Origin of the sequence: Lachnoclostridium phytofermentans ISDg, assembly GCF_000018685.1 — a bacterium.
GTDB lineage: Bacteria > Bacillota > Clostridia > Lachnospirales > Lachnospiraceae > Lachnoclostridium > Lachnoclostridium phytofermentans.
Map to the genome: position 1 here is coordinate 1977027 of NC_010001.1, position 15466 is coordinate 1992492.

The 15466-nt window shown below is 33.5% G+C and carries 14 protein-coding genes; 10 read left to right on the plus strand and 4 right to left on the minus strand.

Features of this window, described 5'->3' with window-relative positions:
- Nucleotides 1-145 precede the first annotated feature (145 nt).
- Together CPHY_RS08330 and CPHY_RS08335 are read right to left on the minus strand one after the other, a co-directional pair.
- Entirely contained in the window at nt 146-1402 is a 1257-nt protein-coding gene (locus tag CPHY_RS08330; protein ID WP_012199630.1) for a sensor domain-containing diguanylate cyclase, read from the minus strand.
- A 45-nt stretch (nt 1403-1447) separates the two neighbouring features.
- A complete protein-coding gene (locus tag CPHY_RS08335) occupies nt 1448-1969 on the minus strand; it encodes a V4R domain-containing protein (RefSeq protein WP_012199631.1) in 522 nt (173 codons plus the stop codon).
- A gap of 457 nt (nt 1970-2426) precedes the next feature.
- On the opposite strand from CPHY_RS08335, the gene CPHY_RS08340 reads away from it, so the two are divergent.
- From CPHY_RS08340 to CPHY_RS08350, 3 genes are all read left to right on the plus strand, one after another.
- Nucleotides 2427-2711 (plus strand): response regulator transcription factor, encoded by a 285-nt coding sequence (locus CPHY_RS08340; RefSeq protein ID WP_012199632.1) that lies wholly within the window; start codon nt 2427-2429, stop codon nt 2709-2711.
- 232 nt (nt 2712-2943) lie between these two features.
- Nucleotides 2944-3243, plus strand: coding sequence for a DUF2089 family protein (locus tag CPHY_RS08345; RefSeq protein WP_012199633.1), 300 nt, complete (start codon nt 2944-2946; stop codon nt 3241-3243).
- 2 nt (nt 3244-3245) lie between these two features.
- The gene (locus CPHY_RS08350) at nt 3246-3578 is read left to right on the plus strand and encodes a hypothetical protein (RefSeq protein WP_041703374.1); all 333 of its coding nucleotides are present in this window, start codon (nt 3246-3248) and stop codon (nt 3576-3578) included.
- Nucleotides 3579-3645: 67 nt separating this feature from the next.
- On the opposite strand, the gene CPHY_RS08355 is transcribed toward CPHY_RS08350, so the two are convergent.
- Nucleotides 3646-4014, minus strand: a complete 369-nt coding sequence (locus CPHY_RS08355) for a nuclear transport factor 2-like protein (protein ID WP_012199635.1) — start codon at nt 4012-4014, stop codon at nt 3646-3648.
- A 263-nt stretch (nt 4015-4277) separates the two neighbouring features.
- On the opposite strand from CPHY_RS08355, the gene CPHY_RS08360 reads away from it, so the two are divergent.
- Nucleotides 4278-4898 (plus strand): CDP-alcohol phosphatidyltransferase family protein, encoded by a 621-nt coding sequence (locus tag CPHY_RS08360; RefSeq protein WP_330370897.1) that lies wholly within the window; start codon nt 4278-4280, stop codon nt 4896-4898.
- 293 nt (nt 4899-5191) lie between these two features.
- On the opposite strand, the gene CPHY_RS08365 is transcribed toward CPHY_RS08360, so the two are convergent.
- On the minus strand, nt 5192-6010 hold the full coding sequence (locus tag CPHY_RS08365) for a MerR family transcriptional regulator (RefSeq protein ID WP_012199637.1): 819 nt from the start codon (nt 6008-6010) through the stop codon (nt 5192-5194).
- Nucleotides 6011-6323: 313 nt separating this feature from the next.
- Between CPHY_RS08365 and CPHY_RS08370 the strand changes: the two genes are divergently transcribed.
- The 6 genes from CPHY_RS08370 to CPHY_RS22430 all read left to right on the plus strand — a co-directional run bounded on the left by CPHY_RS08370 (nt 6324) and on the right by CPHY_RS22430 (nt 15463).
- Nucleotides 6324-6956 (plus strand): YitT family protein, encoded by a 633-nt coding sequence (locus CPHY_RS08370; RefSeq protein ID WP_012199638.1) that lies wholly within the window; start codon nt 6324-6326, stop codon nt 6954-6956.
- Between the two features lie 92 nt (nt 6957-7048).
- Complete coding sequence (locus CPHY_RS08375) at nt 7049-8197, plus strand: hypothetical protein (protein ID WP_012199639.1); 1149 nt, start codon at nt 7049-7051, stop codon at nt 8195-8197.
- Nucleotides 8198-8524: 327 nt separating this feature from the next.
- Complete coding sequence (locus CPHY_RS20740) at nt 8525-12754, plus strand: pectate lyase family protein (RefSeq protein WP_012199640.1); 4230 nt, start codon at nt 8525-8527, stop codon at nt 12752-12754.
- Nucleotides 12755-13131: 377 nt separating this feature from the next.
- Nucleotides 13132-13965 carry a MerR family transcriptional regulator gene (locus CPHY_RS08385; RefSeq protein WP_012199641.1) on the plus strand — a complete coding sequence of 278 codons (834 nt, stop codon included), beginning with the start codon at nt 13132-13134 and terminating at the stop codon, nt 13963-13965.
- Nucleotides 13966-14314: 349 nt separating this feature from the next.
- Nucleotides 14315-14941, plus strand: coding sequence for a biosynthetic peptidoglycan transglycosylase (locus CPHY_RS08390; RefSeq protein ID WP_012199642.1), 627 nt, complete (start codon nt 14315-14317; stop codon nt 14939-14941).
- A 204-nt stretch (nt 14942-15145) separates the two neighbouring features.
- On the plus strand, nt 15146-15463 hold the full coding sequence (locus tag CPHY_RS22430; protein WP_049762329.1) for a phospholipase D-like domain-containing protein: 318 nt from the start codon (nt 15146-15148) through the stop codon (nt 15461-15463).
- The last annotated feature ends 3 nt before the right edge of the window (nt 15464-15466 follow it).

A 15466-nucleotide genomic window follows, 5' to 3' on the forward strand; every position in this document is an offset into this window, starting at 1 on the left:
TACCGCCTCCTTTGGGGAGGCGGTATTGTACTATATTGCGATGTTTTTCAGGACTTTAATATCTTAGTAGACGTTTTTTAGAACTAGGTTTTTTATTGGGAAAAAAATCACTTTAAACTCATAGATCCCAATAGTTAAAATTAATTTAAGTTTTTAATTTTTTGTTTTTATATTGATACATCTTTTGATCGGCTAATTCCAGTAGGTCAGTAGCCTTATAGGTAGAATCGGAAGAAAAAGGTACAATACCGTAACTAAAGGACAGCATGTAGGGTTTTCTATTGCTGTTGTTCATATTGTCCAGTATCTCGTACGTTCTCATGATAATTTTATTCGCAGCTTCTTCCGAACAGTTTTTGAAGATAATAAAAAATTCATCACCGCCAAACCGGCAGACGATATCTGAATCGCGTACGGTTGAGAGAAGTACCTTGGCAATATTCTTTATTGTATAATCCCCTTCATTGTGACCATAGGTATCATTGATGGTTTTTAAGCTATCGATATCGATAAAGGATATGCAATGTGTTTTTCTTGGGTCCCTATGGGCTAGGAGATTTTCCAGTTCCTCAAGCCCTGTTTTACGGTTATAGGCAGATGTCAACGTATCTTTCATTGATGACAGTATCAATTGATTTTCTTTAATTTTCCACTCATTAACATTTTCAATCATATGTATGTATAATATTTGTCCGTTGGGAAGCAAAATCCTGTCAGATGTGATCTGGTACCATGTTCTGCTGCCGTTCTCATAAATCTCCTGAAGAGCAGGGAAGGTATAGTCCTCGCTGCTGAATCTTTTAATAACCTCTAATACCTTGCTTTTTCTACACTCTGAAGAAATATATTCCATTTCACCTAATATTTCCTTTGCCGAGTGGTTCGCATACATCACTCGGCCATTGCTGTCTATTTCAAGTACCAGAATATGAAGCATATTAAGGGCCTGGAGTATCTGATGATAACGCCAACTGTTAAAGGAAGGTATATCGGAAACGACGCTGTTTCGTTCCTGTGTAGAAGCAGCTACCACCTGATCAATTAGTCCGTTAAAGGCATCAAACAATTCCCCGGTATACTCAAGTTTACTGACTACATATCCTGATTGTAGCTGACACATGTTCCATTTCAGAATGGATAGTTGGGAGTGAAGCTGCTTTAGTGGGCTAGCCATGTAGTTATATCGGGAAGGGAGGGGACCGTCCAGCTTACCTTGTGAAAGGTCAATTGTCAAGCGGTTCATTTCATTCATATTTTGAATCAGCTTATTTATCAGCTTTGAGAGATTCTGCAGTTCTAGTATCTGAGAAGGTTCTTCCATTGGCTCACACTGTTTTCCGGACAGTAGCTCTTTAAAGATATTTTGCATGGTGGCAAGTGTCATCTGAATTTTGTCATCCATTCTCTGGCATCTCCTTTCCGGACCTTCTAGTAAGGCGTGTCCTACTTATTTTAATTCAGCGGAAAACCGACAGGTTCTAGCACCGGTTGCCCAGCAGTCGACCTCCCTAACCGTAAAAGGTTGCCCACTATACGTTTCAAGAATGCCTGCAATAAAACCTTCATCATAATCACATACGGTTTCTCCATAAAGTGGTAGCCCCGAACAATCTAGATCTTCTGAAACCGTCAGGGTAAAGGAAAATGCATCCAGATCGGCTTTTTCAATACGTAGTATACCGATTTTCAACTCTTTTAGCTTGTTGGTTAGGTTGGCGACAAAGAAATCAAAATCGCCGGAAAGATCTAAGATATTTTTTGCCAGTTCTGTACCAGCCAGATGACCAGCTGCCCGGTACAAGTTATTGGAAGTCTCTTCGTCATATTCTCTGTCCAGGATATCCTTTAGGGTGAATTGGAACAGTCGGTACACGAATACCGGCATGTCCGGCCCCAAAGTACCTCTTCCTGCGTCAATATCTCCAAGCCCCTCCCAAGTAAACTTGGTTGGTTTGTTTTCATAATTCATTTGATTTCCTCCTTCAGCGGTTGCATGAATTGGTATACATACCTGTATCCTTGTTTATAAAAGTATAAAATAGCTCAGGACAGATTTGTCATACGGTGTACTTTATTTGCCTTTTTTTGTTCCCAATTTTGATTTTAGATTTCTATCTATCAATCGGGCTATTGAATAGGCATAGAAAGAGAACAATATGCTTAAAAAGAGTTTTCATTATATTTCACATGAATTCTATTGGAAATTGCCTGAGTACCATTATTGGGATCAAAAAAAAGCCAATTGAATACAAGATTTCCCTGAAAAAGGGAAAAAATAGAATAATATGTTGTAGCCGATTTTAAATTAGGTCTTATACCGATGAATAAAGATGATCACAATAAGTATTTAAAAATGTAATAAAGGAGAATAGAATATGGATTTGTACTTTGAAACGAGAGCTGCCACCAAATAGGGAGAGAAAAGTATGATAAATGATCAGAAAAATGAAGAGAATATCAAGGAAAAGCATCCAAATAGTACTATTTCAAAAAATCTTATTAATGATAACCACTTAGAGGGCATTCTAACAAAAAGGGAATTAGTGATAGCCACATCAATAGTGCAAAATGAAACAAATAAATACATAGCCCACAAACTTCATATTAGTGAGGGAACAGTAAAGCGCATGGTGTATAATATCTATCAAAAGTTAGGTATCACCAGCCGTGTGGAACTTACAAAGCTATTCTATAATTGTATGGATGAGTAAATAATCATATGTTATGAAAAATGGTGATGAATCGAAAGAAGGATTCATCACCATTTTTTAGAATCGGTAATCTGAGCAAATAAATTCTGTTTCCGTGAGTTGAATTTTTCTGAGGGTTGATAAAAATTTTTCGTTTAATTCTTGTAAACTATTTATTTTAATTTTAATATAATTTAATATTGACTTTAATAAAATTAAAGTATAAACTTAATAATATTAAAGGAGTGATTACATGGCAATCGAAGTTGTACCAGAATGGATGTTAAATTTAGATGATGAAGACATTTCATTTATTAAAAAATTTTTACTTGCCTCTGGTTCATTAAAAGAAATAGCGAATCAATATAATGTTACTTATCCTACAGTTAGATTGAGACTAGATAAATTAATACAAAAAATTAAAATTAGCGAAGACACTACAAATGACCCTTATGTTGCTTTGATTAAACGACTTGCTGTGAACGATAAGGTCGATTTTGATACAGCTAAGATATTGATTTCTGAATATAAAAAAATTGAGAAGGGGTATTAAGAATGTCTAAATTGTTTTTTTTATTATTGTTTTTTGTAAGTTTGGTTTTATTACAGGTATTTCTTTCAAAGAGAAAAAATAAATGGTTAGGATTAATTCTTCCGTTACTCTGTATGTCTTTTTCAGCAGTAGCTTTCCTGAATGGAATAATATTTAATCAAGTAAGAGCAATGTCGACGAATGCTACTGTGTTAGATACTATACTCCAATGGTTGCTTCCTTTATTTATTATGAATATACCAACTATTGTATCTCTTGCAATTTATTTCGCATGTAGAGAACAGTTTAAAAAGAACAATGAACTAGAGAAGATGAATATTCAAGATTTAGAGTAATTCAAGCTATTTTGATGAAAAGACGAGAAGTTAAACTATTACATTCAACTTCTCGTCAAACTAGAATTTATTTTATAGACTTACCAATATGTTTATCTAATCGCCATTGTGGGGCGGATCCATCATCTCCCCAGTATTCATCAATAGAAATAATTTTGTCATCTTTAACTCTAATAAATGAAGTAACATGAAAAGAAAGTGGCTTGTTAACAGCATATACATGTGTAACAGTAATAATTAAATCACGAATTTCCTCAACTCTTTCTACTTCTCCATCCCATTTATCGGGATACTCACAATTTGCTTGAATAAACTCATCAACTGTAAAATGTTCATTAGTATTATGCCATCTTACATAAGCATCTGCATGAAAATATGTTCTCATAGTAGAAGCATTCTGTTTTAAGGTTGTGTTCCAGAAACTATATATATCCATAAGTTCCTCCAGTAAAAATTCTAGTTTATCCATTTTTTAGATTATTTCAATTATACAAAAAATGAAGATACAAGTCATTCTTTTTATCTACTATAAAGAACGTTTAATTATATTTAAATTCAATACCAATCAACATCTCCAAAATCATCTAATATAATTTTTCACACTATCCACCCATCGATTTAAAATATTTAATTGATTAGTAAAAGCAACTAGAAATAGTTGCTGTAATAGAATAATATATAATTAATAAGGTCAAAGTATTGATTAAAATAATTTTAAAGCTTAAAATGATTAGAGTACTAGTAAGAGAGGTAAGTGATCGTATGAAATTAACTGCAAAAGAAGTATTTAATATTCCAAATATTTTATGCTATATCCGATTCCTATTAGTTCCATGTTTTGCAATTAGTTATTTAAAAGCAGATAAGCCTGGAGATTATTATTTAGCAGCATCCTTTTTATTGATTGCAGGAATTACCGATCTTTTGGATGGGTTTATTGCAAGAAAGTTCAATCAGATAACGGAGCTTGGTAAAGCAATTGACCCGATTGCAGATAAACTCACACAAACTGCAATACTATTGTGTACGATGTTTCACGTAAAAGGTATGTTTTTACTAGTGATATTATTTGCTGTAAAAGAATGTACGATGGGAGTTTGTGGTTATCTTCTATTAAAGAGAAACAAAAAACTAGATGGTGCGATGTGGTTTGGCAAGGTTTCTACTGCTGTATTTTATGCTACCATGTTAGTTCTAATAGCATTCCCAAATTTAAATGTTGTCTGGATTAATTTATTGATGATAATTACAGGAGCTTTTTTAGCTTTATCGTTTATACTCTATATTCCGGTATTTGCTAAGATGTTTCATGAGAGTTAATGGAAACTAAAGGGGGAGTAGAAAGCCAAGATAAATCCATAGGAGAATACAAACCCATGGAAGAATATAGAACCTAAAAGAGAATATAGAACCCAAAGGAGAACTGGGAATCTAAAGAAGAATGGAATAATACAATGAAAGAATAGAAAACCAAGGCATGAATTGGATTTCTATTCTTCTTTATTTCTAAGGGTGCATTTTTGGTTTAAACGATTAAAATCATTATTTGGCTCAATCACAGAATAAAGGTGATGTATAATTGAAATTATGAAAATGTAAATGAACGTAAATTTCTATGTTTTCTCGATTTTTATCTGTATTTCAGTAACGTACTCTTCGGATTTTTTAGTAGTTAAGCTATCTAAAATACAATATTCATAGGATGGGGAGGCTATCTGATAACCTTCTTTTTTTATATATTCAATAAGGAATTGATAAGTATCAGTAATATTTTTGTAAGGTCCTTGGTGGTAACATTTCGCATAGGTTCCTTTTACTTTCTTGTGATAAGTACCTTTTTCTGGTGCTACTTGTAGTGGAAGAAATGCATATTCAAAGCTGATATAATTGCCTAATAGCAGATTTTCTTTAGAAACCATATCACCTATTTGATAATAATATGGATAGTTATGATTATTCGCTTTTGTTAACAATCTCTTTATGGCTAAATCAACGTCTAGAAGTCCGTTAGGAGTTGTTACCGGTTCTATTGCCAAGTATTCTGTTTTTTCTAATGTAGTTATCTGAACACGCTCACTATCACGGTCAAATTCTTGTAAAGTTCTTAATTTATAATCCAATCTATTTTCGATTAAAGAAAGTTGTTTTATCTTTTGTTTTATTTCCTTTTGTTGATTTTTTAGTAAGGCAACAGCGTTATCACTATTACGATGATTCATAAAATCTTTGATTTCTTTTAAGGATAATCCAATTTCCTTAAGAATTAGAATGCTGTCCAATACTTCAATTTGATCTGCAGTATAGTAACGGTAGTTATTATTGGAGTCGACTAATTTGGGTTTAAATACATTCTCCTTATCATAGTAGATAAGGGTCTGTTTGGATAATCCGCTCAATTTAGCGATTTCACCGACTGTAAACTTCGTATTCATTAATGATAAATACCTCCAATATTTTTCTTGACAATATAGTTACTATATCCTTTATAGTAAATCATGTCAAGGAAGTCATACGTATGGATTTCTTATTTTTATGAGAAAGTTTCTTTGAGTTGTTTATGAATAAAATACCATCTAAGAAATTTACGCTTTATCTGTGGGGGTTCAGCACGACGAAGTATCTTTGCTTAGCCAGAGTGTATCCGTCCATAAGATAAAAATTATAGGAGTCTAGAGCAGAGAAGATACTTTGATCTTAACTAAATTTAGAAATATAGAAAAATTAATGAGTTTCGTGGAGGTTGTAATGAAGAAATTTAACATAAGAAAAGATACAATCAAGCATTATAGCATTCTTTTATTAGGTGTTGCTATATTAGCTTTTGGTTTGTTTAATGTACATAGCCAAAGTAACATTACAGAGGGTGGTGTACTTGGAATGATTTTGTTATTAAAACATTGGACAGGAATCTCTCCAGGAATTACAGGAATATGTCTAGATTCCTTGTGTTATTTTATTGGATTTAAGTTATTGGGTAAAGAATTTTTAAAAAATGCTTTGATAGCCAGTGTAGGGTTTTCCTTCTTCTATAATATTTTTGAACATATTGGCTTTGTTATTCCTGATTTAAGTAGTATTCCTTTACTTGCAGCTATAGTAGGTGGATTATTTGTTGGTGTCGGTGTCGGTCTTGTAGTCCGTATGGGGGGTGCCTCTGGTGGTGATGATGCCCTGGCGTTGATTATTGCACAACTTTCTGGATGCAATATCTCAAAAGCATATTTTGCAACTGATTTTGTTGTATTATTATTGTCACTTAGCTATATACCAGTACAAAAAATATTTTATTCTTTGATTACTGTCACTCTATCCTCTTATATAATAGGACGTATACACAAGGACAACAAGAAGGATAACAAAGAGGTTGCTACCTGTTAGATCTGATATCAAAACCGATTCTTGCAGAGTTCTATCGCCAGATAGATAACGAATGAAATTGATAAATACCAATTAAAGCTGAATTTCTGAAAATGATTACTCATGATATAATAATTAAGTATCGTTCTATTGAATATGTTTTTGAACAGATTCAATTAGACTGTCCGAATAATGACATTCGTAGAGGCTTAGCATTGATAAGAAGAGTTGAACAGCAACAACAAAAAGCTATCGCTTCATTAAAGCCTAAGGATGAGACCATTTTAGAGCATACCATAAGCTATGAACAATTAGCAGTTGATCTTACCGCTGAGTTAGCGAAGAGAGAGCCAGATAAGAATGTAAAAGCTGCCCTTGATTTTGCATTGCTAGAAGACTTTGACCATTTATATCGTTATTCGGATTTGTTAGAGGCTACGATGGGGGTTAAGTCAGAGGAATTGGTTGGACATTATGCTGAGATTATGCCAGGTCGTCCTACCATTTCTGAACATCGCTATCCATTTGACAATGTAAGATTTTTTATAAATTGTAAATCAGCTGTACCAATCACGAAGTTAAATGTTGCTATTATTACAGCAGCGGAGCAGCAGACGATGAACTATTATATGAATGTAGCTGCTTTATATGATCATGATGATCTTGGAAGGCAGTTATATCAAGAAATAGGACTAATAGAGGAACAACATGTTACTCAATATGGTAGTTTGTTGGATACCAAGACAACATTCTTAGAAAATTTGCTAATGCATGAGTATACGGAATGTTATCTTTATTATTCTTGCTTTGAGGATGAAACTGACCTTTGTATCAAAGGCATTTGGGAAGAGCATTTTCATCAGGAAGTTGCTCATCTTCATATGGCAGCAGACATGCTAAAGAAATATGAGAAAAAAGATTGGCAGGAAGTAATACCAGACGGAAATTTCCCTCAACTATTAACGTTACACGAAAATAAAGCATATGTACGTGATATTCTTGCAAATACTGTTCAAAATACCTCTAAAAAAGAAGAGTATGTTGATGTAGCATCCTTAAGTAGTGATGCTGATTTCTTTAAATTCCAGAAGGCTGTAAATGAGCCAGTGGAAGAAGTGCCAACGCATATAGTGATTCAATCCTATATAGATTCTAAGGGTGAGGATTATCGTTATCAGGATACGGATCATCCAGTACCAGCACTTGGAGATCGCACAAAGGATAATGTTACAGTTGGTCGTGAGGCAAATGCAAATGAGTAATTGAATATGTGCCAAGTGCTGTGGTGAGGTACCTTTGGAACTCGCCTCGATACTAGAGACAGGACTTTTTTTAGGAGAGGGCTATGATAGATTAGCCTTTTCCTATTTTTTGTGAAAATGAAAGGCTTATCAATTCATCTTGTTTTACTTTAATCAACACTATATTTCTACATCAAATTTAACATCATGAATGTAGCGTTACATAGGTTTATTTCTCCTATTTTTACAATTTTATATACGAATTAAAGGTTGACTATGACAGTATGTCAACCTTTATACTAGATTTTGTTCCAATGATTAATAATGTATATGTAGGAGGGTTTTCTAATGCAAAAGTTGAATTTGAAACGATGGATAGCGATGTTCTTAACTGCATTAATGTTGCTAATAACAATTATACCATCGCCGTTAAGTATGGTTGCTAAAGCATCTAGTACTAACATTGACCTAATCGAAAGTAGTGGATGGTTAGAATCCGCATATGTGAAGTGGATGCCTATGGACGGGGTAGACGGATATGTAGCGTATGTTAAGGGTGCTTATGAAGAGGATACCGCTTATGTTAAGTTAGATAATGAATTAATAAGAAAATATCCAACTTACTATAGGGCGGATGCCGTAGGGCTTGCAGCAGGTATTTATGTCATTAAAGTTGTCCCTGTTATATCTGGGATAGAAGTTGAGGAGAGTGCAGAGGTAACTGGTACTTTATTTGTATCAGCACATACAAGAGAAGGTTTTGCATTTTCAGAGTTTTCAACGTACAAAACAGGATCCGGTGGTTATAATAACGATGGAACTGTTAGAGATGGTGCACAGATTGTTTATCTAACCAATGAAAATAAGGATACTGTTACCTTGGGCGTAAACACAGGTAGCAAGGAGGAAACTTGTACCGGTATTGTTGACATTTTGTCAAAGAGAGAAAAGGGAAAAGATTTAAGGCCACTTATCATACGTATCATTGGAAAAGTAGAAACTCCTGCTGGAGTGAGTGGTTCTTTGTTAAATATAAAGAAAACTTCCAACGTAACATTAGAAGGTATCGGAGACGATGCAACAGTCTATGGCTGGGGTATTCTAGTTCGAGAAGGTAAAAACATTGAGATTAGAAACTTAGGAATCATGTGGTTTGGTGATGATGCAGTTTCATTGGACACTAAAAATGAGAATATATGGGTTCATAACAATGATTTATTTTATGGAAAACCAGGGAGCGATTCTGACCAGGTTAAGGGAGACGGTTCCATAGATGTAAAAGCTTTTTCTACCAATGTAACGGTTTCTTACAATCACTTTTGGGATTCAGGTAAGTCTAGTCTAGCAGGAATGAGTGAAAGTCAGGAATTTTTTATTACTTATCATCACAATTGGTTTGACCATTCAGATTCACGTCATCCACGAATCAGACTTGGAAGTATACATATCTATAATAACTATTTTGATGGCGTTTCAAAATACGGTGTTGGAGTTACAATGGGAGCTTCTGCATTTGTAGAAAATAATTATTTTAGGAATTGTCAATATCCAATGCTTTCTTCTGGACAAGGTACCGATAAATACGATTCTAATACAGGTAACTATACCAATAAGGGAACTTTCTCTGGAGAAAATGGTGGTATAATTAAAGAATTTGGAAACTTCATGGTCGGTGAGAAACGATTTGTAAATCAATATACAACACCAGATGCGGGACAAATTGATGCCTATACAGTGGAGAACAGAGAGGAGCAAATCCCAGCTGATGTAGTAACTGTACAAGGGGGAACAAGTTACAATAACTTTGATACCAATCCAAGTAGAATATATTCTTATTCAGTAGATTCTGCAGAAGTGGCAAAAATTAAGGTTGAATCTTTTGCAGGACGTAACAACGGTGGAGATTTTAAATGGTATTTGAGTGAAGCAGAAGATACGAATTCTGAAGTAATTCCTGAGCTACAAGTGGCAATTATGAATTATACGTCTAGGTTAGTTTCCGTTGGTGGATTAGGAGACAATAATGAAGGGCCAACTACAGAACCCACACAATCACCAACAGAACCAACCATAGCACCAACACAACCGCCAACGAGCGAAGATTATTCACATAATTTCACAACACAAAGACTTACAAGTTCTTTCTATTCGTTTCCAGGATTAGCTAATTTGGCAAATAATAAAGGAACCGTTACATACAATGGTATGAATCTTACGGATTGTTTAAAGATGGAAACGGGAACACAGATAGTTTTTACCTCACCGGCAGATGGTATTTATACCATGGTCTTTAATCCTTCAACTGGTAAGGTGAATGCAAAAGTGAATGGTGCAAAGTATACAGGTGATGATCAAACAGGTATTCTAACAATTCCTGTTTTAGCTGGAACAAAATATACAATAGATAAAGCAGATACCGCTAATTTATTTTATATGAGTTTATCTTTGGATGATAAAGAAGTACCAACAGTAACACCAACCATAGTACCAACGGAAGCACCTAAGCCAACAGAAATACCAACAGTAATACCAACAATAACACCAACTATAGTGCCTACAGGAACACCAACACCTCCTGAATCTGTTGTAGAGGGAGACATCTTTGTATCACCAAACGCATCAGAAACTGGAGAAGGTACATTTGATGATCCAATTAAGCTTATCGTTGCTCTAACCAAAGTAAAAGCTGGTAATACTATCTGGATGTTGCCAGGAAACTATAAGTACAGTGAACCGATTGTTGTAGAAAAATGGAACAGTGGTAGTGCTGGTGCTTATAAGACAGTAAGAAACTATATGGGTGGTAAGGTTATTTTAGATTTTTCGGAGCAGGAGTATTTACCTAGCAACCGTGGTCTAGTACAAGATGCAGATTACTGGAAATGGTATGGAATCGAATTTAAAGGCGCCGGAGATAATGGTATGTTACTCTCTGGAAATCATAACATAATTGAAATGTGCCAGTTTTATGAGAATAGAGATACTGGTTTACAATTAAGTCGTTATGATACTACAGCTGCAACCATAGATCTATGGCCAAGTTATAACTTAATAAAGAATAGCACATCCTTTAACAACAGCGATGCAACAGGAGAAAATGCAGATGGCTTTGCAGCAAAGTTAACTTGTGGTGAAGGTAACGTATTTGATGGTTGCATGTCTTATAATAACAGTGATGATGGATGGGATTTATATGCTAAGTCAGAAACTGGTCCAATAGGAGTAATCACTATTAGAAATTGTATTGCTTTTAGAAATGGTAAATTAACGAACGGATCAGGTAGTGCAAGCGGAGATATGAACGGATTTAAACTTGGTGGTTCGGGAATTGCTACACCACACATAGTTGAAAATTGTATGGCATTTAAAAATGGTGCACATGGTTTTACAGATAACAATAATCCTGCACCGCTCACATTTAAAAACATTACAGCATTTAATAACAGCAATCTTAGTGGAAGTAAAAAGGCTAATTTCCAGATTGATCGTGCAAACAGACCAACTGTTTACAATGCAATCGGAATAAGCACGAGAAAAATCGCTTCGGATAAGATTACATCAGCGATTGGATCAAAAATCGTATATATGAACAGTGATAAATATTACGAATATGAAGGAAGTATAGGTGGAACCTTCGATTCAACGAGTAAAAGTGGAACAGTGATTACACCAGTTGCTACTGATATTTTTGTGAGTATCGTTGCACCAGATCTATCTACTGATTTCCATACTGCATGGAGAAACTCAGATGGTTCCATTAATACTCATGGTTTTCTGCAAATTAAGGAGAATAGTAAATATGCAACATTCTCAACGAATGGCGGTTTTATTGGTGCAGTTTTTAAAGATGAGGTTATTGTAGAGCCTACCCCTGAACCAACGCCAACCCCTGAAGTAACACCAAAACCAACACCAGAGGTAAAGCCAAGTCCAACACCAGGGGGGAAACCAGATCCAGTACCAGACGTAAAACCAAGTCCAACACCTGAACCAACACCGAAAGTGGCGTTAATTGATCAGATTAATGTAAATTCCGAAAAAAATATTTATATTGGAGGAACAATGGATTGGGAATGGGTAGGCTTACGTTACCCAAGTACACTAAAAGTTGTAAAGGACTTTACAAGCTCCAATACTAATATTTCCGAAGGTGAAATGATGCTTAGTTATAAGTCTGGTAATACCAAGATTGCTATAGTAAGTCAAACTGGAAAGATTGTTGGTAAGAGTAAAGGAAAAACCATAATTTATATTACAGTTACTTTGTCAGACGGTAAAACAAAGCAATTACAACAACAAGTCACAGTAAATGAAGCGAGCATTACGTTTAAGAGGGCAGCTTCATCCATGGTGATAGGTGATAAAAACTCATTTACATTGGAAGTCAATGGCTATAGAAATGAAGAAATTGTATGGAAAACTACAAAGCGAGATATTGCTATCGTTGGCAAAAATAATGGTAAATTAACCGCTGTAGTATCAGCAAAATCTGTAGGGGAAGATTATGTCGTTGTTAGTGTGAAAGATAAAAATGGCAAATTACTTTCTATCAAAACCAAAGTGCAAGTTTATAAATAGGTTATTATAGACAATATAAATAAAGAAAATTTATTCCATTTCTAGTAGAGGGTGAGATTCTAAGTAGTCTCACCCTTTTATCATTCATGATAAGTGAATCTTCGTAAAAAGTGCGTTTTCTCTTTAGGTGAGGAAAAGTATGTAAAGTAGACTTTTACATGTTTGGTATTGGATTTTTAGTAAAAATATTCGATCTACTAATCTAATTTTATGTTATTTTGAAAAATTTAGATTTAAATAACATAATATACCAAAATAACATGAATAAATAATAATAAATAAACAAAATGACGGGAAATTGACAAGCAAAAGCATTATGTTATAATATAATTATTACAATTAAGATGAAATATTACATGATATTTTGGGGGATTTCCATGAAATATAAGATTAGTGAATTAGCGAAATTATTAAATGTGTCAACTAATACAGTAAGACGATATGAGGGATATGGGCACATTAAATCGAAACGAGATAAAAATAATACATATAGATATTATAATAAAGGTGATCTCACTAGGTTAATGACAGTTAGGGCATTAAGAAAATATGGATTTACACATACTGATATTATTGAAATGAAAGATTATAGTATTCAAGAATTAATTCAGCAGTATAAAAAACAAGATCAAAATATGCAAGATGAAATAGCTTATTTGACGAATCTAAGACATCGATTAAGTGATGACCTGATTCTTTTGGAGAAAACGAATAGTATTTATCAACATCTTTACATCAGAGATTGTATTGCATATTCCTATGTATTATATCAAAGTGGTGAAAATTTATTGTTGGAAGAAAATCGTACTAGAAAGATTCATGAATACTTATATTTGGCACCAGAAGTACAGATGGTATACATAATTAAAAAAGAAGATATTGAATGTGATGAAATAGATATCAATATGGGATGGGCTGTAAAGGTATCAGATTTAAAACAGTTTAATATTGAGGAAAATGAGTATACAGAAAGATATAATACAAGAAAAACTCTCATGAGCTTGGAAAAACTACCTGTCAATATTGATAAAATAAATAAAAACACTTTAAATTATAAGAAAGCTATATTTCAAGAACCATTTTCCTATATGAGAGAACATAATCTTAGGTTAGATGGTGATTTATTAGGAGTTAAAATAGCTACGATAACTGAAAATAATGAAGAATTGGAGTATGTCCTGTTCAATATTCCAATTGCTGTAAATAATTGAGAAATAATAGAATGAGTAATCCCGTATTATGGCAGTAATCAAGATAAAAAGAAGCAGTTGTATCTTTCTTAGAAAGTCAAAAACTAAATAATGTTTCAGGGATGTAATAAAATATTAAAGTAGTAATAAGAAGCAGGCAAGATTTATTTTGTCTGTTTCTTATTTTATATAAAAGGAATCATTATTATGTTTCAATATTACATAAATGTAAGCTATCTGTAAGATGAATCGATGGATGAAAAAAATTCTCCATGATATAATTTCATCATAAAATACGGAGGAGACGCTAATCCTCAACTAGACAGTTTTAAATAAACTTATTATATTTCCATTATACAAGGAGGAATATATGAAGAAGAAATTTATTTGGATATTTAGTTTAATAATTCTTTCAACCATTATATTATGCTTTACTAAAGCTATGCCAGTCATTTCAAGTGGGTATAAAATGTACCAAAATGCAGTAAAGGAAAATAGCGTGGAAAGCGTTGTTGATAATATCAAAGAAAAAGAAGGGTATTTTAGTCTTGATACAATTCCAGAAGACTATATTAAGGAGTTGTTACAATCAGAGGATAAACGATTTTATTATCACTTTGGAATAGATCCAATATCCACTACGAGAGCAATGTTTAATAATGTAATGGCAGGTTCTTTTGTGCAAGGGGGAAGTACGATTACTCAGCAGCTTGCAAAGAATATGTACTTTTCTTTTGAAAAAAAGTTAGATAGAAAAGTGGCTGAAGTGTTTGTTGCTTTTGAATTAGAAAGAAATTATTCGAAAGATGAAATTTTAGAGCTTTATCTTAATGTTATTTATTTTGGAGAAGGCTGCTATGGGGTGAAGGAAGCAGCAAATCATTATTATGGCGTTGAACCACAATATTTAAATGAAGAACAGATTGGAGAGTTAGTATTTACGATTAAGAGCCCGAATAATTATAATCCTAATGTTTATGTAGGGGAAGGGGTTTAGGGGAGTGATTAATGAGAGGTTGAGGTGCGTTTTAGATGAGTACTAAAAGGTAGAGGATAGGATTTATACTTATATGAAGAGGCAGTCTCAAAATGAGTCTGCTTTTTTTGTAATAGTATATGTTTAATGACATAAAAGCTTGAATATGGTAAAATTGGACTATATTGTTACATAGAAGTTAGAGAATATAAGGGAGTTTACATAATGAGTAAAGAAATAGAAATTCAAAATGGCTTAAATACAGCGTTTATTAATCAGTATACATACTCTAATTTAGCTTACCGTCCTGAATTTATTGCAAATGATCATTTAAGTGGTAAAAAAGTTTTATCAACAATAGAGAATGAATTAAATGATTGTGAAGAATTTTTTATTAGTGTTGCATTTATAACCATAGGTGGAATAACACCATTATTACAGACTTTAACAGAACTTGAGAAGAAAAATATTCCTGGTAGGATACTAACAACTAATTATTTGACATTCAGTGAACCTGAAGCTTTAAGAAAGTTAGCAGAATGAATT